The organism is Xanthomonas hortorum (assembly GCF_024339125.1).
GTDB lineage: Bacteria > Pseudomonadota > Gammaproteobacteria > Xanthomonadales > Xanthomonadaceae > Xanthomonas > Xanthomonas hortorum.
On the sequence record NZ_CP101417.1, the window covers coordinates 4,193,041 to 4,220,030 of the forward strand.

The following is a 26,990-nucleotide window of genomic DNA, read 5'->3' on the forward strand; positions in this document are numbered from 1 at the left end:
TAGCCCTGTAGCGTTATTGCCGCTCTTGCCAGCGAGCGAGCGCCGTCGCTTGTTACAGACATTCAATTGCAGTCACACGCGGTTTCCGCAACGTGGCATGGCAGTGTTGTTTGCCGAGCAGGCCGCGCGCGCGCCGCAGGCGACCGCGCTTGTGTGTGGCGAGACACGTCTGAGTTATGCCGAGCTGGATCTTCAGGCCAATCGTCTTGCGCATCGTCTGTGTGCGCTTGGCGTTGGCCCGGATTGTCTGGTTGCGATCAGTGCGGCACGCAGCCCTGCGTTGGTGATCGGCTTGCTGGCGATCCTCAAGGCCGGAGGTGCGTATCTGCCGCTGGATGCCGATGCGCCTTCACAGCGTTTGAGTACGTTGCTGGATGATGCGCGTCCATGTGCTGTGCTCGCCGATGCAGATGCGTTGCGTCGTTTGCCGCTGCCCGATACGTTGCCGGTGTGTCGGCTGGATCAGGTCAATCCCGCGTGGGGCGATTTCCCTGGCACCGCACCCGATGTGCCAGCGCTGCAGCCGCATCATCTGGCCTACGTGCTGTATACCTCCGGCTCCACCGGCGTGCCCAAGGGCGTGATGGTCGAGCAACGCAACGTCGTGCGCCTGGTGTGTGCGCCCGACTATGTTGATTGCGATGCTTCGCAGCGTTTCCTGCTTGCCGCGCCGCTGGCCTTCGATGCGTCCACGTTCGAGCTATGGGGGGCGTTGCTCAATGGCGCACAGTTGGTGCTTGCCCCGCCCGGCACGCTGGATCTGGATGCGATCTGTGCACAGGTGCAGCAGCATCGGGTGACCACCTTATGGCTGACCGCTGGCCTGTTCGAGCTGCTTGATCCTGTGCAGCTGAGCCAGTTGCACAGCCTGCGCCAGCTATTGGCTGGCGGGGATGTGCTGTCGCGTGCCGCTGTCGAACGTGTCAACCAAGCCTTGCCGCACTGCCAGTTGATCAACGCGTACGGGCCAACCGAGGCGACCACCTTCAGTAGCTGTCATCGCTTCGACGAGGCAGCGGTGACCTCGGTACCGATTGGGCGCCCGATCGCCGGTACGCGGATCTATCTGTTGGATGACCAGCGCGAGCTTGTGCCGATCGGTGTGCCTGGTGAGATCTACATCGGTGGCCCGGGCGTGGCCCGTGGTTATCTCAATCAGTCGTCATTGACCGCTGAGCGTTTTGGAGAAGATCCGTTTTTGCCAGGTGGTCGGCTGTATCGAAGCGGCGATCTGGCGCGGTGGCGCGAGGATGGCAGCCTGGACTTTCTGGGTCGTGTCGATCAACAGCTGAAGGTGCGTGGTTTCCGTATCGAGCCTGGCGAGATCGAGGCGGCGTTACGCAGGTGCACCGGGGTGGCCGACGCGGTGGTCGTTGCGCGACAGGAAGGTGCGGCTGATAAACAATTGGTGGCATATGTCATCGCTTCACCGCAGCCAAGCGACAGCAATGGCTGCGATATCGACGCACTGGCTCCCGCCACCTTGCGCGCCGCGCTGGCCCAAAAACTGCCCGAGCACATGCTGCCGTCGGCATTTGTGCGGTTACAGCAGTTACCGCTGACTGCCAGCGGCAAACTGGATCGACGTGCCTTGCCGGCGCCGGATCGTGCTGCAGTCGCGGCAGCCGGCTATGTGCCGCCGCAAGGCGCAAACGAGTGTCTGCTGGCCACAGTGTGGGCCGAGCTACTTGGGTTGCCGCAGGTAGGCCGGCACGATCATTTTTTTGCACTCGGCGGGCATTCGTTGCTGGCCATGCGCGTCTGTGGCCGGCTGCAGACCGCACTGATGCGGCAGGTGCCGATGGCGCTGCTGTTTGCGCATCCGGTGTTATGTGAACTAGCAATCGCGTTACAGGGCAGTGCTGGCGATGCGCTAGGCGCAATCCCGCACCTGCCGCGCGACCAGCCGTTGCCGCTGTCTTTCGCGCAGCAGCGGCTGTGGTTCCTGGATCAACTGGAAGGCCCTAGCGCCACTTACATCATGCCGATGGGCCTGCGTCTGCGCGGTGCGCTGGATCGTGGTGCGCTGCGAGCGGCGCTGCATGCGCTTGTTGCGCGGCACGAAGCCTTGCGCAGTTGCTTCAGGCAACGCCGCTTGCCGCAAGAAAACGGCGATATCGCAACCGCTCCGCTATCCACTTGTCTGCTGCCCACGTCGTGTCTGGCCGAGCAGGTCCAAGCAGAGAGAGTTCATAGCGAACAGGTGCATATCGAACTACTGCCGCCCGAACAAGCCTTGGTGCTGCACGAGCAACTGCTTACAGATCACGCACTCAACAATCACTTCGATCCAGACGCCGAACTACGATGCTGGATCGCGTATGAGGCCAGCACGCCGTTCCAGCTCGATCGCGATGCACCGATCCGTTTCCGTCTGCTGCAGCTCTCACTCGATGAACATGCATTGCTGATCACCCAGCATCACAGTGCCTCGGACGGCTGGTCGGTGGGTGTGTTGTTGCATGAGCTGTCTGCGCTGTATGCAAGTTGCCTGCGCGGCCAGCCAGACCCGCTGCCGCCACTGCCGATCCAGTATCCCGACTACGCCACCTGGCAGCGTCAGTGGCTGGAAGGGCAACGTCGGCAGCAGCAACTCGATTATTGGCAACGTCAGCTTGCAGGCGCCCCCAGCTTGCTCGATCTGCCGCTGGATCGCCCACGCCCGCCGCAGCAGGATTTCAGCGGTGCCGAGGTCGCCATCCACTTCGATGCCGATCTCAGCCACGCACTGGAGACTTTGGCGCGCCGCCATGGCTGCACCGTGTTCATGACCGTGCTGGCGGCGTGGGGCGCGCTGTTGTCGCGTTTATGTCGCCAGGACTGCGTGCTGGTCGGCATCCCGGTTGCCGGGCGCACGCGCGCCGAGCTGGAGCCGCTGATCGGTTTCTTCGTCAACACGCTGGCGATCCGTTTCGATGCCCCCGCAAGCGTGAGTACTGCCGCGCTGTTGGCGCAGGTGCGCCAGCAAGTACTCGATGCGCAGGCGCATCAGGATGTGCCGTTCGAGCAGGTGGTGCAGGCCGTACAACCCGTACGCAGCAGTGCGCATACACCGTTAGTGCAGACGTTGTTGGCCTGGGAGCAGGACGCAGTGGCTGGCGTGGTTCCACACGTCTCTGGTGCAGATGCTGACCATCCAAAAATCGCGGACGATCCCTGGGCCGCACTGGATCCGCAACGGCTGCAGATTCCCGCCAAGGCCGCCCGCTTCGATCTCACCTTGCAGTTGCGCAGTGGTGACGAGCCAGTGGGACAGCGACACAGCGGCAATCTCGCCGAATCCTGTGTGCAAGGCACGCTGAGCTATGCCACTGCCGTGTTCGATGCCGCGACTGCCAACCGCATCGTTGGCTATCTGCAAAGCTTGCTGCGCGCCATGGCTGCCGACAGCACCGTGCCACTGGACACCGTGGCATTACTGGATGCGCACGAACGCCAGCAGTTGTTGGTCGACTTCCAGCCGGCTGCTGTCGTTTATCCCTGCACGTTGTTGCATGAGCTGATCGAGCAGCAAGTCCAGCGCACGCCGCACGCCATCGCGGTGGCCCAGGACCAACTGCAGTTGGACTATGCCGCGCTGGATGCGCAGGCCAATCAGCTTGCCCACCATCTGCGCCAACTCGGCGTTGGCCCTGATGTACGCGTGGCGATTTGCGCGCAGCGCAGCCCAATGTTGGTGGTCGGGCTGCTCGCGATTTTGAAAGCCGGCGGCGCCTATGTGCCGCTGGATCCGGAGTACCCGGCCCAGCGTTTGGCCGACATGCTCGCCGACAGCCAACCGCTCGCCCTGCTTGTCGATGCGTATGCGTGCGAACACCTCCCGCTACTGGCTAGCGACGCGCTGCACCGCGTCTCGCTGCTTGATACTGAGCTAGCGGACAGCGTGCTGCTCTGCAAAGGACTGCCGAGCACATTGGCAGTTTATCAGCTGGATCAGCCCAATACGCCCTGGGACCACCAGCCCACGACCACCCCGCACGTGCCAGCGCTAGAACACGACCACCTGGCCTACGTGATCTACACCTCCGGCTCCACCGGCACGCCCAAGGGCGCGATGAACACCCATCGCGGCGTGGTCAATCGGCTGCTGTGGATGCAGGACACCTATGCGCTCACCCCAGACGATGTGGTGCTGCAAAAAACGCCGATCAGCTTCGATGTCTCGGTGTGGGAACTGTTTTGGCCGCTGTTGAGTGGCGCGCGTTTGCAGCTGGCGCGTCCTGGTGGGCACAAGGATCCGGCTTACCTCGGCGCAACCATCGCCGAGGCTGCAGTGACAACGCTGCACTTCGTGCCTTCGATGCTCGACGCATTTCTGGCAACCGACGCACCGCAGCACTGCAGCGGACTCACCCGCGTGATTTGCAGCGGCGAAGCTTTGCCCGGGCAACTGGTACAGCGCTTCCGCAGACAGCTGCCCGGCGTGCAACTGCACAATCTTTATGGCCCGACCGAAGCCGCCATCGACGTCAGCTTCTGGGATTGCAACGCTAATCCCGATATCCCCGACAACACACCGATCGGCACCCCAGTCGCCAACACGCAGCTCTATGTGCTCGATACGCATCTGCAGCCAGTGCCAATCGGCGTGGCGGGAGAGCTACATATCGGCGGTGTGCAAGTCGCGCGCGGCTATCTCGATCGCCCTGAGCTCACTGCCCAGCGTTTCATTCCCGATCCTTTCCGCCCCGCACCCGATGCGCAGCTCTACAAGACGGGTGACCTTGCGCGCTGGCGTGCCGATGGCGTCCTCGAATACCTCGGCCGCAACGACGATCAGGTCAAGATCCGTGGCCTGCGCATTGAACCTGGTGAGATCGCTGCAAGGCTCGCTACGCACTCCGATGTGCGCGATGCAGTCGTGCTTGCACGCAAAGATCAATCCGGACAGCTGCGCCTGGTCGCTTACTACCTGGCCGCCAAGCTGCTGCCGATCGAAACACTGCGAAGCCATCTCTCCGCGCAACTCCCCGACTACATGGTGCCAGCGGCTTACGTGCACCTGGAGGCGCTGCCACTGACGCCCAACGGCAAGCTCGATCGCCGCGCCCTGCCCGCGCCAACCGAAGCCGCCTTGGGAACACGCGACTTCGTGCCTCCGCAAGGACCAACCGAGAACATCATTGCAGCACATTGGTGCGAGCTCCTCGGAGTGCAACACGTCGGTCGCGACGATCAGTTCTTCGCTCTCGGCGGGCACTCGTTGCTGGCGATCCATCTGATCGAACGCTTGCGCGCCGATGGGTTGCACGCCGAAGTGCGCAACCTCTTCGCCAGCCCCACCCTGTCCGGTTTTGCCGCAAGCCTGCACAACACGACAACTACCAACACCACGCTAGTCATCCCACCCAACCGCATCACCCCCGACCTAACCCAACTCACCCCGCAACACCTGCCGCTAGCCGACCTCACCCAGCAAGACATCGACCGCGTGCTGGAACAGGTTCCCGGCGGCCTTGCCAACGTCCAGGACATCTACGCACTCTCGCCGTTGCAGGACGGCCTGCTGTTCCATCACCTGCTTGCCACCGATGGCGATCCTTACCTATTACGCCTGCGGCTGCGCTTTAACGATCGCGCCGGGTTGGACGCCTATCTGACCGCACTGCAAACCGTGATCGACCGCCATGACATCCTGCGCAGTGCGGTGCTGTGGGAAGGCCTGAGCGAACCGGTACAAGTGGTCTATCGCCGCGCAACGCTCGCGATCGACGCACTGGATTGCTGCAGCTTCGATCCACGACAACCGTTCGAAGAGCAACTAGCCACGCGCCCACAACTGCGCCAGTTGGATCTGCGCCGCGCACCGCTGCTGCACGCCAGCGTAGTTGCCGATCCTGATGGTCAACGTTGGCATCTGCTGCTGTTGCAACACCATCTGATCGGCGATCACACCACGCTGGAAACCATCCAGTCCGAGATCCAGGCGCTGCAAGCCGGACACGGCGCTGAGCTCCCGCCGCCGCAACCGTTCCGCAACCTTGTGGCACAAGCGCGTCTGGGATTGCCGCAAGCCGCGCACGAAGCGTTTTTCCGCGAGCGCCTGGGCGATCTGGATACGCCGTGCGCGCCATTCGGCCTGTTGCAGGCGGCCGATACCGCGCCCGGCGAACACACGATGGTGCTGGATGCTGCATTGGTTGCACGACTGCGCCAAGCGGCGCAACGATTGGGTGTCAGTCTTGCAAGCGTGTGCCATCTGGCCTGGGCATTGGTCGTGGCCCGCACCAGCGGCTGCACCGACGCGGTGTTCGGCAGCGTGCTGTTCGGCCGCATGGGGCAGACCGCAGCTGGAGCACTCGGACCGTTTATCAATACCCTGCCGCTACGCATCGCGCTGGCCGAGCCGATCGGCGCCGAAGCGGCCGTGCGCCGCACGCACGCCGATCTGGCCGCGTTACTGCGTCACGAACACGCCTCGCTGGCACTGGCGCAGCGTTGCAGCGCGGTGCCGGCACCGGCGCCGCTGTTCACCGCCTTGTTCAACTACCGGCACAATCGCGACGGCGGCGATGCTGCTCTGCGCGGCGGCGAGGAGCGCACGCACTATCCGATGCATCTGGCCGTGGAAGACGATGGGCATGGCCTGGCGCTGACCGCGCAAGTCTGTGCAGCGCTGAACCCACAACGGTTGTGCAGCTATCTGGCCACCGCTCTGAGCGGCCTGGTCGATGCGTTGGAGCATGCGCCGCAGACGCCGGTGCAGCGATTGCCAGTGTTGCCCGAAGAAGAGCAAACGCAGGTACTGGAAAGCTTCAATGCCAGCGTCACCGCGTTTGTCCCCGGCATCTGCCTGCACCAGCTGTTCGAAGCGCAGGTACGGCTCACGCCCGATGCCATCGCGGTGGAACTGGATGCACGCTCGTTGAGTTACGCCGAATTGGAGGCCCAGGCCAACCAGTTGGCCCATCACCTGCGCAGCCTCGGCGTGGGCCCGGAATGTCGCGTGGCGCTGTGTCTGCAGCGCAGCCCTGAGCTGGTGATCGGCCTGCTCGGCATTCTCAAGGCCGGCGCTGCGTATGTGCCATTGGATCCGGAGTATCCGAGCGAGCGACTGGCCTACATGCTGGCCGACAGCCAACCGCTGGCGGTGCTCTGCGACGGCTATGGCCTGGCAAGAATCCCGCAACTTCCCGAAGTCACTTACTGTCGTCTGGATGCACCAGAGCTGCCGTGGAACGCGCAGCCCGCTAGCGCACCGCAGCTGCCCGACCTGCATCCAGACTGCCTGGCTTACGTGATCTACACCTCCGGCTCCACCGGCCAGCCGAAGGGAGTGATGAACGCACATCGCGGCGTGGTCAACCGACTGCAGTGGCATCAAACCATGTTCCCGCTGGGGCCGCATGATCGGGCGCTGCAGAAGACGCCGTTCGGTTTCGATATCTCGCTATGGGAGATCTTCTCGCCGCTGCAGGCCGGCGCACGCCTGGTGCTTGCGCGCCCGCAGGGGCATCAGGATCCGCAGTATCTGGCCAGTTTGATCCAACAACGCGGTATCACCCAGGCGCACTTCGTTCCGTCGATGCTGCAGCTGTTTCTCGATCAAGCCGAACCGCCACGTTGCCCCAGCCTGCGCTGGCTGCTGTGCAGTGGCGAGGCGCTGAGCGATGCCTTGCAGCGGCGCTGTCTACAGGCGCTGCCGCATGTTGAATTGCACAACCTCTATGGTCCAACTGAGGCGGCGATTGAAGTCAGTCATTGGCAGTGCGATCCGCAGCTGCACCCCGGGCTGGTGCCGATCGGCCGGCCGATCGCCAATACCCGCTTGTACGTGCTCGATACCCATGGCCAGCCGGTGCCGGTCGGCGTGCCCGGCGAGCTGCATATCGGTGGCGTGCAGGTGGCGCGCGGGTATTGGAATCTGCCTGAGCTCAGTGCCGAGCGCTTCATCGCCGACGACCATTTCGACGTGCACCACGCGCGCCGCTACAAGACCGGCGACCTGGCGCGCTGGCTGCCCGATGGCAACCTGCAGTACCTGGGACGCAACGATCACCAGGTCAAGATCCGCGGCTTGCGGGTGGAGCTGAGCGAGATCGAATCGCGTCTGCTCGCGGCCCCCGGGGTGCGTGAAGCGGTGGTGCTGGCACGCGAAGACAGCCCGGGCCTGACGCGGCTGGTGGCCTATCTCACCGCGCTGCCCGATGTCGATGCCGATGCCGATGCCGGGGCTTTACGGCCTGCCACGCTGCGTGCCGCACTCGACCGCGCATTGCCCGAGCACATGCTGCCGTCGGCCTGGGTGGTGCTACCCAAGCTGCCGCTGACCGCCAACGGCAAGCTCGATCGCAAGGCCCTGCCGGCGCCGGACGGCCAGGCGTTTGCGCTGCGCCCATACAGCGCGCCGAGCGGCCCCACCGAATGCCTGGTGGCCGCGCATTGGTGCCGGCTGCTCGGGCTGCCGCAGGTGGGCCGCGACGACGACTTCTTCGCGCTGGGCGGGCAATCGCTGCTGGCGGTGCGCTTGCTGGCGCAGTTGAGCGAACAGGCGCAGGTGCGGTTGCCGCTGTCGGCGGTGTTCGAGTTCCCGACCCTGGCCGCCTTCAGCCGCAGGCTCGCGCTGGCACAGCTGCAACGCCTGGCGCCCGACGCGCTGGCGCAACTGAGTGCACTTACGGAGATGGATCATGTCGCACGATAAGTCCACCGCGCTGGACGCTCTGGACACCGACGCACTGGAACGCTTGCTCGCGCTGGCGCAGCAACAGCACCTCGCCCCCGCACCGGTGCTGGACACCTTGGTGCCAACCGACCACAGCGGCCTGCTGCCGGCCTCGTTCGCGCAGCAGCGGCTGTGGTTTCTGGAGCAGTTGCATGGCTCCGGCACGAGTTACCTGATGTGCGCCGGGCTACGTCTGCAAGGCACGCTGGACCGCACCGCACTGATCGAAGCACTGCAGGCATTGCTGGCGCGCCATGGACCACTGCGCAGCCGCTTTGTGCCCGACGGCGAGCAGGTGCGGATGCAATGGTTGCCGGCCGAGCAGGCACTGCAGCTCAACGAACATGATCTGTCCACGCTTGATGCTGTGCAGGCCGATGCAGCGCTGAAGCACTGGCTGGACCACGAAGCCAGTACGCCGTTCCAACTCGAACAAGGCCCACTGATCCGTTTCCGCCTGCTGAAGCGGGCAGACGATGCACATGTGCTGCTCAGCACGACACATCACAGCGCTTCCGATGCCTGGTCCGAAGCAGTGCTGCAGCGCGAACTGGCTGCGCTTTACAACGCCTTCCACGCACGCCGGCCGAACCCGCTACCGGCGCTTGCGATCGACTACGCCGACTACGCCGCCTGGCAAGGCCAGTGGCTTGGCGCGGGCGAAGGCAAACGCCAGGTCGACTACTGGCGCGCGCAGCTGGCCGATGCACCGACCCTGATCGACCTGCCAGTGGATCGCCCGCGCCCGCCACTGGTCAACAGCGATGGCGGCGAACTCAGGTTTGCGTTCGACGCTGAGTTCAGCGATGCGTTGGACGCCCTGTCGCGGCGGCATGGCTGCACGCGTTTCATGACCTTGGTGGCCGGCTGGGGCGCGCTGCTGGCACGGCTGTGCCGGCAATCCAGCGTATTGATCGGCAGTCCGTTCGCCGGCCGCACGCGTGCGGCGCTGGAGCCGCTGGTGGGTTTTTTCGTCAACACCTTGCCGGTGCGCGTGGATGTGGACCTCACCACAGACACCGCCACGCTGCTGGCCCAGGTACGCCGCAATGTGCTGGCCGCGCAGGACCATCAGGAGCTGCCGTTCGAGCAGTTGGTCGAACATCTGCAACCGTTGCGCGATGCCGGCTATACCCCGCTGGTGCAGGTGATGTTTGCGTGGGAGGAATCGCACTCTGCGCCGGAACAAGGCGCGTGGGCAGCACTCCAACCGCAGCCACTGACGCTGGCCGAGCGCAGCGCAAAATTCGATCTGACCCTGACCCTGGCGGCGACCCCGCAAGGGATATGTGGGCGGCTCAGCTATGCCACCGCCTTGTTCGATGCATCGACAATCGCGCGGCTGGTGGGCTATTTCGAAGCGCTGCTGCGCGGCATGTTGGACGACGAGCGGCGCGCACTGGCAACGATCGAACTGCTGTCGCCTGCCGAGCGCCGACAGTTGCTGCACGATCGTAATCAGACCCACATGACGGTACCGGCCGGCAGTGTGGTGCACTGGTTCACGGCACAAGCTGCAGCCACACCGGATGCACTTGCGCTGGTGCAAGGCGAGCAGCAGCTGAGCTACGCGCAGCTGCAAGCGCAGGCAACACAGCTCGCACGGTATCTGCGCAGGCTCGGCGTGATGCCGGATGCGCGTGTCGCGGTGTGTTTGCGGCGCAGCCCGCAGCAGGTCGTTGGCCTGCTGGCCAGCCTGCTGGCCGGAGCCGCGTATGTGCCGCTGGACCCGGAAGATCCAGGCGAGCGCCTGGCATTCCTGCTCGCCGATTGCCGGCCCAGCGTGTTGCTGGCAGACAGCGTCACGCTGTCGCATTTGATGCCGCCCACCGATCTGCCGATCTGCCGGATGGATGACGCCGCGCCTGCCTGGGCAGAGGCTTCGATGCTGGACGAAGCGCTCGCGCTTGCGCAGCCGCAGCATCTGGCCTACGTGATCTATACCTCCGGCTCCACCGGCACACCGAAGGGCGTGATGGTGGAACATCGCGCGCTTGCAAATCTGGTGCACTGGCATCAGCAGAGCTTCGGCCTGACTGCAGGACAGCACACTGCCGCCACAGCGGCAATCGGCTTCGACGCCAATGCCTGGGAACTGTGGCCGGCCTTGTGCAGCGGCGCCACCTTGCACCTGCCGCCAGCGACCACCGCGCGCGACCCGCAGGCTTTGCTCGACTGGTGGCGGCAGCAGCCATTGCACAGCGGTTTTCTGGTCACGCCCATCGCCGAACTGGCGCTGGAACAAGGCGCGCTGCCGCCGTCATTGCAGCAGCTGTTGATCGGTGGCGACCAACTGCGGCGGCTACCGCGGTTGCCGGCCGGCCTGCGCCTGAGCAACAACTACGGGCCCACCGAAACAACGGTCGTGGCCACCTCCGGCCTGTTGGCCGATGGCGATCACCCCGCCGACATCGGCCGGCCGATCGCCAATACCCGCGTGTATCTGCTCGACGCCTTCCAGCAGCTGGTGCCGCACGGCTGCGTCGGCGAGTTGTACATCGGCGGGCACGGTGTTGCGCGTGGTTATCTGCATCAGCCGGTGCTGAGCGCGGAACGGTTTATCGACGATCCGTTCGAGCCGGCCGAACGTTGTTACCGCAGCGGCGATCTGGCGCGCTGGCGGGCCGATGGCCGTCTGGAATTTCGCGGGCGCGCCGACGACCAGGTCAAGATCTGCGGCTTCCGCATCGAGCCCGGCGAGATCGCCGCGCGGCTCGCCGCCTGCCCTGGCGTGGCCGAAGCCGCAGTGATCGCCACCGGCAGCGGCGCGACAGAAAAACGCTTGGTCGCCTACATCACCGCGCAGCCCGATACTGACGCCGACACGCTCGCACCGGCCCAGCTGCGTGCCGCACTGACCGCGCAATTGCCCGACTACATGCTGCCGGCCGCGTACGTGCTACTGGACGCGCTGCCACTGACGGCCAACGGCAAGCTCGATCGCCGCGCCCTGCCCGCCCCCACCGACGATGCCCTGGCCGCGCGTGCGTTCGTCCCGCCACAGGGACCGACCGAATGCGCCATCGCCGCGCACTGGTGCGCATTGCTCGGTGTGCAGCAAGTAGGCCGCGACGATCAGTTCTTTGCACTCGGCGGTCACTCGTTGTTGGCGATCCGCCTGGTAGAGCGTCTGCGTGCCGATGGGCTGCATGCGCAGGTGCGCCACCTGTTTACCGCGCCCACCCTGGCCGGTTTCGCCGCCAGCCTGCACGGCGACAACAGCGCCGCGCTGGTGGTGCCACCCAACCACATCACCCCTGAGCTGACCAAGCTCACGCCGCAGCAGTTGCCACTTGCCGAGCTCACCCAGCAAGACATCGATCGCGTGCTCGAACACGTGCCCGGCGGCCTAGCCAACCTGCAGGATTTGTACGCGCTATCGCCGCTGCAGGACGGCCTGCTGTTCCATCACCTGCTCGCGCCCGATGGCGATCCGTATCTGCTACGCCTGCGCCTGCGCTTTGCCGACCGCGCCGGGCTGGACGCTTACCTGGCCGCACTGCAGCGCGTGATCGATCGCCACGACATCCTGCGCAGCGCAGTGCTGTGGGAAGGCCTGAGCGAGCCGGTACAAGTGGTCTATCGCCATGCATCGTTGCCGCTCGAAGCGTTGGATTGCTCCAGCTTCGATTCACAGCAATCGTTCGAAGAACAGCTCGCCGCGCACCCGCAGCCGCGCCAGCTGGATCTGCGCCGTGCACCGTTGCTGCATGCCAGCGTGGTTGCCGACCCGGATAGCCAACGCTGGCATCTGCTGTTGTTGCAACACCATCTGATCGGCGACCACACCACGCTGGAAACCATCCAGTCCGAAATCCAGGCGCTGCTGGCTGGGCGCGGCGGCGAATTCCCGCCGCCGCAACCGTTCCGCAACCTTGTCGCACAAGCGCGCCTGGGACTACCGCAAGCTGCGCACGAAGCATTTTTCCGCGCACGTCTAGGCGATCTGGACACGCCATGTGCGCCGTTCGGTCTGCTCGACGCCACTGGTGTGGTGAGCAGCTACGAACACGCGTTGCCGCCAGCGCTGAGCGCACGCCTGCGGCAACTTGCCAGCCAACACGGTATCAGTCTGGCCAGCCTGTGCCATCTCGCCTGGGGGTTGGTGGTGGCACGCAGCAGCGGTTGCGCCGAGCCGGTGTTCGGCACCGTGTTGTTCGGCCGCATGGACCAGCCCGATGCCAGCACTCTGGGCCTGTTCATCAACACCTTGCCGTTGCGTCTGCGGCTGCAGCAACACACTGGCGTGGCAGCGGCGCTGCAGCACACCCATGCCGAACTGAGCGCACTGCTGCGCCACGAACACGCCTCGCTCGCGCTGGCACAGCGTTGCAGTGCGGTGCCGGCTCCTGCGCCGCTGTTCACCGCGTTGCTCAACTATCGTCACAACGCCGGCTCCAACGCGGTGGCCGCGCCTCCGCAAGACGGCGCCTTGCTGAGCGCCGAGGAACGCACGCATTACCCGCTGGCGCTGTCGGTAGGGGACGATGGCCGCACGCTGGAGCTGAGCGCGCAAAGCGTCGCGCCGCTGGCACCGGAGCGGCTGTGCGCCTTCATGGAGTCGGCATTGCAGGCGCTGGCCGCTGCGCTGGAGCGATCGCCGGACACAGCGCTGACCCAGCTCGATGTGCTGCCGCCAGACGAACGCCGGCAGGTGCTGCACAGCTTCAACCAGACCGACGCGCCCTGCCCCGACGACACTGCGCTGGCCGCACTGTTCGAGCGTCAGGCGCAGCGCAGCCCTGCCGCCATCGCGGTGGTCGATGGCGCGCGCCAGATCGATTACGCCACGCTGGACGCGCAGGCCACTGCGCTGGCCCGGCAGTTGCGCGCTGCCGGCGTCGGCCCCGGTGAGCTGGTGGCCATGTGGCTACCTCGCAGTGCGGAACTGGTGCTGGCGCAGTTGGCCATTCTGAAAGCCGGTGCCGTCTATGTGCCGCTGGATCCGGACGCGCCGTGGACACGCAGCGCCAGCATTCTCGATGACTGCGCAGCGCGACATCTGCTGCATGCTGCCGGACGCGCGCCGCAAGCCGCACTGGCGGCGACGCTGCAATTGCATGCGGTCGATCTTGATGCCGATGCCGCTGCGGTCACCAGCGTCTCGCCACGTCCGGCAAGCGCCGCAGCACTGGCCTATGTGATGTACACCTCCGGCTCCAGCGGCCGGCCCAAAGGTGTGCAGATCACCCAACGTGCAGTGATCAACCTGGCCTGCAATCCGGCCTGCGGCAATTTCATCGAGCAGGACCGCGTTGCCTGGGTCGGCAATCCCGCTTTCGACATCAGCACGCTGGAAGTTTGGGCGCCGCTGCTGCATGGCGCGCGCCTGGTGGTCGTCGATCACGCGCAGACCTTGCAGGCCGACGCGCTGGCACAGCTGATGCGTCGCGAAGCGATCAGCGTGCTGCATCTCACCGCAGGTCTGTTTCAGCAGCATGCACGCGCGTTGGGCGATGTCATCGGGCAGCTACGCCTGTTGATGATGGGCGGCGATGCAGTGGATTCGAGCGCCATCGATCACGTGCTGCGCCAACACCCGCCCGGGCAGTTGCTGCATTGCTATGGCCCCACCGAGGCCACCACCTTCGCCACCACCTGCGTGCTGCGCCGGCCGCTGGACGGGCAACGGCCACCGCTGGGAAGGCCGATCGGCAATGCCCGCATCTACCTGCTCGATGGCGAACTGCAGCCGGTGCCGATCGGTGTGCCGGGCGAGCTGTGCATCGGCGGCATTGGCGTGGCGCACGGTTATCTCAACCGGCCGCAGCTCACTGCCGAGCGCTTCCTCGCCGACCCGTTCCATCCAGGCGGGCGGATCTACCGTAGCGGCGATCTGGGGCGTTGGCTGGCCGACGGTAGCCTGGAGTTTCTCGGCCGTGGCGACCAGCAGGTCAAGATCCGCGGTTTCCGCGTCGAGCCGGGCGAGGTCGAAGCAGCGTTGCGCCAGTGCAGCGGCGTGGCCGAAGCGGCCGTGATCGCACGCGAAGATGGCCCGGCCGGCAACGGCAAGGTGCTGGTGGCTTATGTCACCGCAACGACGAACGCGAAAGACAGCGAGCTTGTTCCTGCAACGCTGCGCGCGGCGTTGGCAATGCGGCTGCCCGACTATCTGGTACCCGCCGCGTTCGTGCGTCTGCACAGCCTGCCGTTGACGCGCAACGGCAAGCTGGATCGCAACGCGTTGCCGGCACCGGACAACAATGCGTTCGCCACCCACGCCTATCGCGCGCCCGAAGGCGCCACCGAAGTCAGCCTGGCAGGCCTGTGGGCCGAGCTGTTGGGGCTGCCGCGCATTGGCCGCTATGACGATTTCTTCGCACTGGGTGGGCACTCGTTGCTAGCGATGCGCTTGAGTGCGCGGGTGCAGGCAAGCTTGGGTCGCCACATGCCTGTGGCGTTGCTGTTCGCGCATCCGGTGCTGCATACGCTGGCGCGCGCTCTGGATGCCGGCACCGTACAGGCGCTGGCACCGATCCAAAGGCATGCACGCAAGCAGCGGCTTCCCTTGTCCTTTGCCCAGCAGCGGCTGTGGTTTCTGGATCAGTTACAGGGGCCTGCTGCCACGTATCTGATGCCGATAGGTCTTCGCCTGCACGGCGCACTGGATCGCGCCGCGCTGATCGCGGCACTGCAAATGTTGCTGGCCAGACACGATGCGCTGCGCAGCTGTTTCGTGACCAGTGACGGCGACGCGCACGTTGCGCTACTGGAGCCGGTACACGCGTTGGTGCTGACCGAGCACGCGTTGCACGACCTCAGCGCCGACGCCTCCGAAGCGGCCGTGCGGCAGTGGCTGGAACAGGAAGCCCAGACTCCGTTTCAGCTGGATCGGGAGGCGCCGATCCGCTTCCGTCTGCTGCAATTGGGCGCAACCGAGCATGTACTGCTGATCACCCAGCACCACAGTTGCTCGGACGGCTGGTCGGTGGGCGTGCTGCTGCAGGAACTGTCCACGCTGTATGCCAGCTGCCGCCACGGCCAACCCGATCCATTGCCGCCGCTGCCGATCCAGTATCCGGACTACGCCGTCTGGCAGCGCGAATGGTTGCAGGGGCCACGCCGCCAGCAGCAACTCGACTATTGGCAAGGCCAGCTCGCCGACGCACCGACGCTGCTCGATCTACCGCTGGACCGCCAGCGGCCAGCGCAGCAGGACGGCATCGGCGCAGAGCTCCGCTTCGAACTGGATGCCGAGCTGACGCGTGATCTTGAAGCGTTGTCGCGCCGCAATGGCTGCACCTTGTTCATGACCTTGCTCGCGGCCTGGGGTGCACTGTTGTCGCGGCTGTGTCGCCAGGACTGCGTGCTGGTCGGCATCCCGGTGGCGGGGCGCACGCGGGTGGAACTGGAACCGCTGATCGGGTTCTTCGTCAATACGCTGGCGATCCGCTTCGACGCACCTGGCAGCCTGGATGCGACCGCATTGCTGGCACAGATCCGCCAGACCGTGCTGGACGCGCAGGCGCATCAGGACCTGCCGTTCGAACAGGTGGTCGAGGCGCTGCGGCCGCTGCGCAGCACCGCGTATCCACCGCTGGTGCAGACGATTTTTTCTTGGGAAGACACGCTGGCAATGACCCAGTGGGATGGACTCAAGATCGAGCCGATGCCGGTGGCCAACACCACCGCCAAGTTCGAGCTTGGGCTAACTGTGGGGCCAGCAGGCGACGGCTTGGTCGGCCAGCTCAACTACGCCACCGCGTTGTTCGATGTGCGGAGTGCGCAACGTTTCGCCACGCATTTTCAAGACGTATTGCGTGCGATGACCGCGCAGCCGGCTGCCATCGTGGGCCAGGCGCAACTGCTGAAAAGCAGTGAGCGCGATCGCTTGCTGCAAGCGTTCAACTGCAGCCACACGCAGTTTCCGCAACGTGGCATGGCAACGTTGTTCGCCGAGCAGGCCGCACGCGCGCCGCAAGCGACTGCGCTGGTGTGCGGCGATACACAGTTGAGTTACGGCGAGTTGGATCTGCAGGCCAATCGTCTGGCACATCATCTGCGTGCACTGGGCGTTGGCCCCGATTGTCTGGTTGCGATCAGCGCCGTGCGCAGCCCCGCGTTGGTGATCGGCTTGCTCGCCATTCTCAAAGCAGGCGGTGCTTATTTGCCGTTGGATGCTAAGGCACCGCCGCAGCGATTGCACGCGTTGCTGGACGATGCTCGCCCAGTGGCTGTGCTTGCAGATGCTCAGTCTCTGCATCGCTTGCCGCTGCCCGATGCGTTGGCGGTGTGTCAGCTGGATCAGATCGATCCTGCCTGGGCCTCGTTGCCCACCACTGCACCTGCTGTGCCTGAGCTACAGCCGCATCACCTGGCCTACGTGCTCTATACCTCCGGCTCTACCGGCACGCCCAAGGGCGTGATGGTCGAGCAGCGCAATGTGGTGCGACTGGTGTGCGCGCCTGACTACGCCGACTGCGATGTGTCGCAATGCTTCCTCCTCGCAGCACCGCTGGCTTTCGATGCTTCAACGTTCGAGCTATGGGGTGCGCTGCTCAATGGTGCGCGATTGGTGCTTGCACCGCCCAGCCCGCTGAACCTGGACGTGATCTGTGCGCAGGTCCAACAGCATCAGGTCAGCACGTTGTGGCTGACCGCTGGGCTGTTCGAACTGCTTGGTGCTGCGCAACTGAGCCAGTTGCACAGCCTGCGACAGCTGTTGGCCGGCGGCGATGTGCTGTCGCGAGCGGCTGTCGAGCGTGTAAATCGAGCCTTGCCGCACTGCCAGTTGATCAACGCATACGGGCCGACCGAGGCAACCACCTTCAGCACCTGTCATCGCTTTGCCAAGGCACCGGTAACTGCAGTGCCGATTGGGCGCCCGATCGCCAGCACGCGGATTTATCTATTGGACGATCAACGCCAATTGGTGCCGATCGGCGTGCCTGGCGAGCTCTACATCGGCGGGCCAGGCGTGGCACGCGGTTATCTCAATCAGCCGGTCCTCACGGAAGAACGCTTTAGCGAAGATCCGTTCGTGCCCGGTGGTCGGTTGTATCGAAGCGGCGATCTGGCGCGTTGGCGCGAGGACGGCAGCCTGGACTTCCTGGGCCGCTGCGATCAGCAGCTGAAAGTACGCGGCTTCCGCATCGAACCCGGCGAGATTGAAATGGCACTGCGCGGCTGCGCTGGAGTGGCCGACGCGGTGGTGATCGCACGTCAGCAAGGCGCAGCCGACAAGCAGTTGGTGGCGTATGTCGTTGCAGCGACGAAGCCAAGCGAGAGCAGTGACAATGGCATCGACGACGCGTTGGATCCGGCAACGCTGCGTGAGGCGCTAGCCAAGCACCTGCCCGAGCACATGCTGCCATCGGCGGTCGTGCGCTTGCACTGCCTGCCACTCACCGCCAGCGGAAAAGTCGACCGTCGCGCGTTGCCTGCGCCCGATCGCGCTGCAGTCGCAGCGGCCGGCTATGCAACGCCACAAGGCCCTAATGAATATCTGCTGGCCGCGTTATGGAGTGAGCTACTCGGGCTGCCGCATGTTGGCCGGCATGATCACTTCTTCGAACTCGGCGGCCACTCGTTACTGGCCATGCGCGTGTGCGCCCGCCTGCAGACCGCGCTTGCACGGCACGTACCGGTAGCGCTGTTGTTTTCCCACCCGGTGCTATGCGACCTGGCGCTCGCGCTGCAAGACGCTGAGGAGGATGTCTCTACACCGATCCCACGCCTGCCGCGCGATCAGCCATTGCCGCTGTCCTTCGCCCAGCAGCGGCTGTGGTTTCTGGATCAGCTGGAAGGCCCCAGCGCGACGTACATCATGCCAATGGGTTTGCGTCTGCACGGCGCGTTGGATCGCGGTGCCCTGCGTGCGGCGCTGCACGCGCTGGTCGCACGGCATGAGGCGTTGCGCAGTTGTTTTCGGCAGAGCCGCGTGCCGCACCAAAGCAGCGATATCGCCGATGCCACACTACCCAGCGGTCTGATTCCGGCGCCGCGTTCTGCCGAGCAAGCGCATGTCGAAAAGGTGCGTGGCGAACAGGTACATGTCGTGTTACTACCGCCCGAACAAGCTTTGCTACTGCACGAGCACCTGCTCACTGATCGCACGCTCACAGATCACTCTGACGCAGACGCCGCGCTGCAGCAGTGGATCGTGCATGAGGCTAACACGCCGTTCCAGCTCGATCGCGATGCCCCGATCCGTTTTCGTCTGCTGCAATTGTCGGCCGATGAACATGCCCTGCTGATCACTCAGCATCACAGCGCCTCGGATGGCTGGTCGGTCGGTGTGCTGCTGCACGAACTGGCAGTCCTGTACGTCAGTTGCCTAGGTGGCCTGCCAAACCCTTTACCACCGCTGCCGATCCAGTATCCCGACTACGCCGCCTGGCAGCGCCAGTGGCTGCAAGGAGCGCGCCGTCAGCAGCAAGTCGAGTACTGGCAACGCCAGCTCGCCGACGTACCCACCCTGCTTGATCTGCCGTTGGATCGTCCGCGTCCGCCCCAGCAGGATTTCAGCGGCGCTGAAGTTCCTGTTGCCTTCGACGCCGACCTTGGCCAGGCACTGGAAATGCTGGCGCGCCGCCATGGCTGCACGGTGTTCATGACCGTGCTGGCGGCATGGGGTGCGCTGTTGTCGCGATTGTGCCGGCAGGATTGCGTGTTGATCGGCATCCCGGTCGCCGGGCGTACGCGCGCCGAGCTGGAGCCGCTGATCGGGTTCTTCGTCAACACGCTGGCGATCCGTTTCGATACCCCAGCAAGCTTGAGCACTGCTGCGCTGTTGGCGCATGTAAAACAGCACGTACTCGCTGCGCAGGCGCATCAGGATCTGCCATTCGAGCAGGTAGTCCAGGCCGTGCAGCCCGTACGCAGCAGTGCGCATACGCCGCTGGTGCAGACGCTGATGGCATGGGAGCAAGACGCGATTGCTGGCGTGTGGCCCACTGCTGTCGACGAGCATGCCAATCATCCGGGAACCACGGACGAACCTGGTGAGTCGTCAGAGATGACAAACGACCCTTGGTTCGCGCTGAATCCGCAATCGCTGCAGATTCCGGCCAACGCCGCGCGTTTCGATCTTGCCTTGCAATTGCACAGTGGCGGCACTTCAGTCGGGCAGCTCGCCGATGGCAGCCAGGGCGTCAGCATCAACGGGACGCTGAGTTATGCCACCGCAGTCTTCGACGCCGCCACTGCCACCCGCATCGTCGGCTATCTGCACGCTCTCCTGCGCGCCATGGTCGCCGACAGTGACGCGCCACTGGACACTGTCGCATTGCTCGATCCACGCGAGCGCCAACAACTGCTGGTCGAGTTCCAGCCCGCGCCGGTGGTCTACCCCGCCACGCTCTTGCACGAGGTGATCGCACAGCAGGTGCAGCGCACTCCACATGCCATCGCCGTCGCGCAAGACGACCAGCAACTTGACTACGCCGCGCTCGAAGCACAGGCCAATCAGCTGGCTCACCATCTGCGCCAACTGGGCGTCGGCCCCGATGTCTGCGTGGCGATTTGCGCGCAGCGCAGCACGGCGTTGGTAGTCGGCTTGCTCGCCATCCTGAAGGCCGGTGGCGCCTACGTCCCGCTGGATCCGGACTACCCCGCCCAGCGCCTGACCGACATGCTCGCCGACAGCCAACCGCTTGCCCTGCTCGTCGATGCCCATGCGCGCGATCACGTGTCGCTGTTTGCTACCGATGCACTAGGTTGCGTGTCGCTGCTAAACCCCAACGCAACGGAGCGCCTGCCACCACTCGATACCAATGCACTGGACAGCATGCAGCGTCTGGCAGGGCTGCCCATCTGCGTTCTGGACCACGCCAGCCCACCGTGGGCAACGTTGCCCACCACCGCCCCGCACGTCCCCGAATTACAACCGCATCACCTGGCCTACGTGATCTACACCTCCGGCTCCACTGGCACGCCCAAGGGCGCGATGAACACCCATCGCGGCGTGGTCAATCGGCTGCTGTGGATGCAGGACACTTATGCGCTCAGCCCAGACGATGTGGTGCTGCAAAAAACGCCGATCAGCTTCGATGTCTCGGTGTGGGAACTGTTTTGGCCGCTGTTGAGTGGCGCGCGTTTACAGCTGGCGCGTCCTGGTGGGCACAAGGATCCGGCTTACCTCGGCGCAATCATCGCCGAGGCTGCAGTGACAACGCTGCACTTCGTGCCTTCGATGCTCGACGCCTTTCTGGCAACCGACGCACCGCAACACTGCAGCGGACTCACCCGCGTGATTTGCAGCGGCGAAGCTTTGCCCGGGCAACTGGTACAGCGCTTCCGCACCCAGCTACCCGGCGTGCAACTGCACAATCTTTATGGCCCGACCGAAGCCGCCATCGACGTCAGCTTCTGGGATTGCACGGCTAATCCAGATACCCCCGACAACACACCCATCGGCACCCCAGTGGCCAATACCCAGCTCTATGTGCTCGATACGCATCTGCAGCCGGTGCCAATCGGTGTGGCGGGAGAGCTGCATATCGGCGGTGTGCAAGTCGCACGTGGCTATCTCGATCGCCCTGAGCTCACTGCCCAGCGTTTTATTCCTGATCCTTTCCGCCCCGCATCCGATGCTCAGCTCTACAAGACTGGTGATCTGGCACGTTGGCGTGCCAATGGCGTCCTCGAATACCTCGGCCGCAACGACGATCAGGTCAAGATCCGTGGCCTGCGCATTGAACCTGGTGAGATCGCTGCAAGGCTCGCTACGCACTCCGATGTGCGCGATGCAGTTGTGCTTGCACGCAAAGATCAATCCGGCCAGCTGCACCTGGTCGCTTACTACCTGGCCGCTAAGCTGCTGCCGATCGAAACGCTGCGCACCCATCTGGCCGCGCAGCTCCCCGACTACATGGTGCCAGCCGCTTACGTGCACCTCGACGCGCTGCCACTGACGCCCAACGGCAAGCTCGATCGCCGCGCCCTGCCCGCGCCCACCGAAGACGCCTTGACGAAGCAAGACTTCGTGCCCCCACAAGGACATATCGAATGCACCATCGCAGCACATTGGTGTGAGTTGCTCGGCGTACATCAGGTCGGTCGCGACGATCAGTTCTTCGCGCTCGGCGGGCACTCGTTGCTGGCGATCCACCTGATCGAACGCTTGCGCGCCGATGGGTTGCACGCCGAAGTGCGCAACCTCTTCGCCTCCCCCACCTTGGCTGGCTTTGCCGCCAGTCTGCGCAGCAACACAGAAACCAGCAGTGCACCGGCGGTCCCACCCAACCGCATCACACCCGACCTAACCCAACTCACCCCGCAACACCTGCCGCTAGCCGACCTCACCCAACAAGACATCGACCGCGTGCTGGAACAGGTTCCCGGCGGCCTCGCCAACGTCCAGGACATCTACGCACTCTCGCCATTCCAGCATGGCCTGCTGTTCCACCATCTGCTCGCCAGCACAGGCGATCCCTACATCCTCAGCGCGCAATGGGCCTTCGCCGATCGCGCAGCAGCGCAGCGTTATCTAGCTGCACTGCAGGCCGTGATCGACCGCCACGACATCCTGCGCAGCGCGGTGTTGTGGGAGGGCCTGAGCGAGCCGGTGCAAGTGGTTCTGCGGCATGCGCCACTGCAGGTGAACGTGTTGGACCCTGCCGCCCTGGAACCCAACGATCAGACAAGCGCACAGCTGGACGACCTCATCACCCCGCTGCACCATCGCCTGGACCTGCATCAAGCACCGCTGATGCACGCCACCTTGGTACACGACGCCCACGCGCAACGCTGGTTACTTGCGCTGCGCTGGCACCACATGGTCGGCGACCACGCCACGCTGGATCTGCTGATGGACGAGATCCAGCAGCATCTGGACGAACACGCGCCGCAGCTGCCGCCGCCCTCGCCGTTTCGCGCGTTGGTGGCGCATACCCGCCAACCCGAAGCGGCCGTGCAGCAACAACACTTCTTCCGTCGCCTGCTCGGCGATGTGGACACCGCCACCGCGCCGTTCGGCCTGGTCGGCCTGCATCCGGATGGCGCGCCGGTTCAAGAACATCACCTGCCGCTGGATCCGGCGCTGAGCGAGCGCCTGCGCACCCAGGCCAAGGCCGCCGGGGCGAGCCTGGCCAGCCTGTGCCATCTGGCCTGGGGCCTGGTGATGGCGCGCGCCGCCGGTGCCGACGATGCCGTGTTCGGCACCGTGTTGCTGGGGCGCATGGGTCAGGCAGACGCGCAGTTGATGGGCCCATGCATCAACGTGCTGCCAGTGCGCGTGCGCAGCAACAGCGACGCTGCACGCACAGCGCTGCAGCAACTGCACGCACAGCTGGCCGAACTGCTGCTGCACGAACATGCCTCTCTCAGCATGGTGCAACGCTGCAGCGGTGTGCCTGCACCCGCACCGTTGTTCAACAGCTTGATCAACTACCGCCACCAGTCACCGGCACGTGCACAGCACACGCTAGGCGGCGCGCAACTGCTGCATGCGCGCGAATGCAGTCCGTTGCCGTTGGTGATCTCGGTGGAAGATTTCGGCACTGCATTGGGCCTCACCGCGCAGGCCTTGCCCGAGATCGGCGCAGCCCGCGTGTGCCGCTTCATGCAGAGCGCGTTGCTGCAGCTGGTACAGGCACTGGAACAGGCTCCCGACACCCCATTGCATGACATCGACTTATTGCCTGCAGAAGAAGCCGCGCGGCTTCGCAACCGCTGCAGCACCGCACGGCCAATCGACGAACATGCTCTGCACCGGTGGTTCGAAATCCAGGCGCAACGCATTCCCGAGGCCCTTGCAGTGGAATGCGGCGAGCAGCGGCTGAGCTATGCCGAACTCGATCTGCAGGCCGACCGCCTCGCGCACTATCTGCACACCGCGGGTGTGGCGCCGGAGCGATTGGTTGCGGTCATCGCCACACCTGGCCCGCAGGCGATGACGGCGATTCTGGCCACACTCAAGGCCGGCGGCGCCTATCTGGCGCTCGACCCACGCCTGCCCACGGCGCGACTGATGCAACTGCTCGCCGACAGTGCACCGCTGCTGGTGCTGGCTGACAGCGCGGGCGTGCAGCAACTGGGCGCGGCGCATGACCTGAAGGTCTGCGCGCTGGACGATCCCGCGCCAGCCTGGAAGAACCTGGCAACCACAGCGCCAGCGCTACCTGACCTGAGTCCGCACCATCTGGCCTACGTCGTCTATACCTCCGGCTCCAGCGGTGCGCCGAAAGCAGTGCTGGTCGAACATCACAGCACCGCCAACTTGGTTGCCGCGCAGCTGGCAGCCTTCGGCGCAGGGCCCGGCGACCGCGTGGCACAGCTGGCACCTCACGGCGTGGATGCGCACGTGTTCGAGTGGTTGCTCGCACTTGCCAGCGGCGCCAGCCTGCATGTGCCTCCGGCCACACAGGCGCGCAGCGGCGAGTCACTGCATCAATGGCTCGCGCAATCGCAGATCACCCACGCAGTGCTGCCGCCGGCCGTGCTGCAGTCGCTGCCACACACACCGCTGCCACACTTGCAGACCCTGATTGCCGCTGGCGACGTCCTGCCCGCCGCACTGGCGCAACAGTGGGCACCGGGCCGCCGCCTGTTCAACGCCTATGGCCCCAGCGAAGCCACCGTGTGGAGCACGTTGCACGTGTGCGGCGAAGACGAACACGCTCCGCCAGCGATCGGCCTGCCCATCGCCAATACCCGCATCTATCTGCTCGATTCCGCTGGACGATTGGTACCGGATGGCACACCCGGCGAGATCTGCATCACCGGCCGCACTGTCGCACGCGGCTATCTCGGGCACGCGGCATTGAGCGTGGCTGCGTTTGTGGCCGATCCGTTCAATGTCGGCGAACGCATGTACCGCAGCGGCGACCTGGCACGTTGGCGCAGCGATGGAACGCTGGAATTCCTCGGCCGGCGCGACCGGCAACTCAAGCTCCGCGGCTACCGAGTCGACCCCGGCGAAATCGAGGCCGCATTGCGCGAAGCCTGCAGCGAGCTGGCCGAGGTCTTGGTCATGCTGTACAACACCGATCAAGCCGAGCCAGTGCTGGTGGCGTATCTGGTCGCACGCCCCGAGGTAGATCGGCAGTCGCTGTCTCCGGCAGCACTGCGCGCCAGGCTGGCGGCCCGCCTGCCCGCCCACATGGTGCCAGCGGCTTATGTGCAGTTGGATGCACTGCCATTGAGCATCAATGGCAAGCACAACCTGCGTGCCTTACCCGCGCCGCAAGCAGCCGACCGCGCCATCGCCGCCTTCAGCGCACCACGCGGCGCGACCGAGACCCAGATCGCCACGCTCTGGACCGAGCTGCTGGCGCTGCCGCAGGTCGGCCGCGACGACGCGTTCTTCGCCATCGGCGGCGATTCAATGCGCGCCATCGCATTCCTTCAGCAAGCATCACGACTGGGGCTGGCGCTCACCCTGCGCCAGCTCTACCAGGCGCCCACCCCGGCCGGTCTGGCCGCGCTGTTGCAGACCGACACCGACGCAAACGCGACCCACGTCGGCAGCCCAGCCGACCTTCCCCCTGCCCCATCGCAAGACGTCCGGAGTTCCCCATGACTGCCTCGCCACTGCAACACACCGATCCGACCCCGCGCTACCACAGCATCGACCACATCGCGCTCGCCGTGCGGGACCTGGAAGCAGCGGTCGACTTCTTTCAGCACCGCTTGGGTTTCGAGCTGATGGGGCGCCGGCAGATCGCCGGCAAGCACACCGGCATGGTCTCGGCAGAGATGCGCCAGGGCGAGATCACCTTCGTGCTGTGCCAGGGCACCGAGCCGGAATCGCAGGTGTCGCGGCTGATCGAGCATCACGGCGTTGGCGTCGCCCACATCGCGCTGCGCGTGGACGACGTACACGCCACCACCGGCCAGCTGCGCGAGCGCGGGCTCGGTTTCGACACCAGCGTGATCGAAGGAAGTGGCTTGAAACAGGCCTTTTCCAGCCGCGACAGCGTGACCGGCCTGTGCTTCGAACTGATCGAACGCCATGGCGAAAGCGGATTCCAGGACGCCTCGGTCAACGAACTGTTCGCCCAACTCGAACGCAGCGGTGCGTATTGAGCGCCGCGCCTGCGATGCAGCTGCCACCGCCGCCTAGCACCGCAACCGCAGGCGATCGCCTGGAGGTGATGAACTTCCTCAACGAGGTCTCCGCGCGCTATCCGCAGGCGATCTCGTTCGCCTCCGGCCGCCCCAGCGATAGCGGCTTCGACCTGCAAGCCTGGCTGCACACGCTGCCGCGCTTTGCCAGCTATTTTGCGCAGCGCCACGGCCTTGCACCGCAACGCGCACTGGAGTTGATCGCCCAGTACGGACGCACCCAGGGCATCCTCGACGAACTGATCGCAACACAGCTGCGGCATGACGAACAGGTCCTCGCCACGCCCGAGCGCATCATCGTCACCGCCGGTTGCCAGGAGGCCTTGTTGTTGTGCGTGACCGAACTGTGCCAAACCAAGGGCGATGTGATTCTGGCGCGCAATCCCAGCTACATCGGCATCACCGGCGTGGCCGACACGCACGGTATCGAGATCGTCGCTTTCAATCAGCACGCATGCAGCGACGCACACACCGATGCCAGCGCGTTACAGCACACGCTGCAGCAACTGCAGGCGGCCGGCAAGCGCGCACGCGTGCTCTATCTGGTGCCGGATTTCGACAATCCCACCGGCACGCTGCTATCGCGTGAGGCACGCGAGGCCATCCTGGAGGTGTGTGCCGAACACGGCATCGTGATCCTGGAAGACAACCCGTACGGCATGTTCGGCTTCGAAGCCGAGCGGGTCGCGCCGATGGTGGCACTGGATCGGCACGGCTGCGTGATCTATCTGGGCACTTATTCCAAGACCTTGTGCCCGGCGGTGCGAGTGGGCTTTGCAGTGCTGCCTGCACAGTTGTTCGGCGATGCCGACGCCGCGACTGCATTGAAAGAGCGGTTATTGCGTCGCAAGAGTTTCTGCAGCTTGAACACCAGCCAGATCGGCCAGGCCATCGTCGGCGGCGTGCTGCTCGAACATGGCGGCAGCCTGCAACGCCTGATTGCCGCGCCGCGTGCGCTGTATCGGCACAACCGCGATCGCATGCTCGATTGCCTGCAGCACGAACTCGGCCAGTGCGCACCACAGGTGCGCTGGAATACGCCGGCCGGCGGTTTCTTTCTGATCGTGACGTTGCCGTTCGCTTTCACTGCCGAGGACGCGGAAATCTGCGCGCGGCAGTACGGCGTGCTGGTGATGCCGCTGTCGTTCTTCGCTATCGATAGCGGTTGCAGCATGCAAGTGCGGTTGGCCTACAGCAACGTCGCAAGCCAGGACATCGCGCACGGCATTGCGCAGTTCGCCGCGTTCGTTCGCACGCGTCTGGATGCGGGAGTGGTGACTACAGCGGCAATCGGCGAACGCTGCACATAACGCAGCAA

At 64.9% G+C, this 26,990-nt stretch carries 4 protein-coding genes; all 4 read left to right on the top strand.

What is annotated here, in order from left to right:
• Positions 1-97 precede the first annotated feature (97 nt).
• From NMB96_RS18015 to NMB96_RS18030, 4 genes are read left to right on the top strand one after another with little or no spacing between them, the layout of a single operon-like run.
• Complete coding sequence (locus NMB96_RS18015; RefSeq protein WP_255085360.1) at positions 98-8,644, top strand: non-ribosomal peptide synthetase; 8,547 nt, start codon at positions 98-100, stop codon at positions 8,642-8,644.
• Complete coding sequence (locus NMB96_RS18020; RefSeq protein ID WP_255085361.1) at positions 8,631-25,127, top strand: non-ribosomal peptide synthetase; 16,497 nt, start codon at positions 8,631-8,633, stop codon at positions 25,125-25,127. The genes NMB96_RS18015 and NMB96_RS18020 overlap by 14 nt, the downstream gene beginning before the upstream one ends.
• Positions 25,124-25,633, top strand: a complete 510-nt coding sequence (locus NMB96_RS18025; RefSeq protein WP_023904073.1) for a VOC family protein — start codon at positions 25,124-25,126, stop codon at positions 25,631-25,633. The genes NMB96_RS18020 and NMB96_RS18025 overlap by 4 nt, the downstream gene beginning before the upstream one ends.
• On the top strand, positions 25,630-26,982 hold the full coding sequence (locus NMB96_RS18030) for an aminotransferase-like domain-containing protein (protein WP_255085362.1): 1,353 nt from the start codon (positions 25,630-25,632) through the stop codon (positions 26,980-26,982). The genes NMB96_RS18025 and NMB96_RS18030 overlap by 4 nt, the downstream gene beginning before the upstream one ends.
• Positions 26,983-26,990: the final 8 nt, after the last annotated feature.

What these genes read in the sequence shown, in the direction of transcription:
- NMB96_RS18025 (WP_023904073.1), top strand. Translation starts at nt 25,124, where the DNA reads ATGACTGCCTCGCCACTGCAACACACCGATCCGACCCCGCGCTACCAC.
- NMB96_RS18015 (WP_255085360.1), top strand. Translation starts at nt 98, where the DNA reads ATGGCAGTGTTGTTTGCCGAGCAGGCCGCGCGCGCGCCGCAGGCGACC.
- NMB96_RS18020 (WP_255085361.1), top strand. Translation starts at nt 8,631, where the DNA reads ATGTCGCACGATAAGTCCACCGCGCTGGACGCTCTGGACACCGACGCA.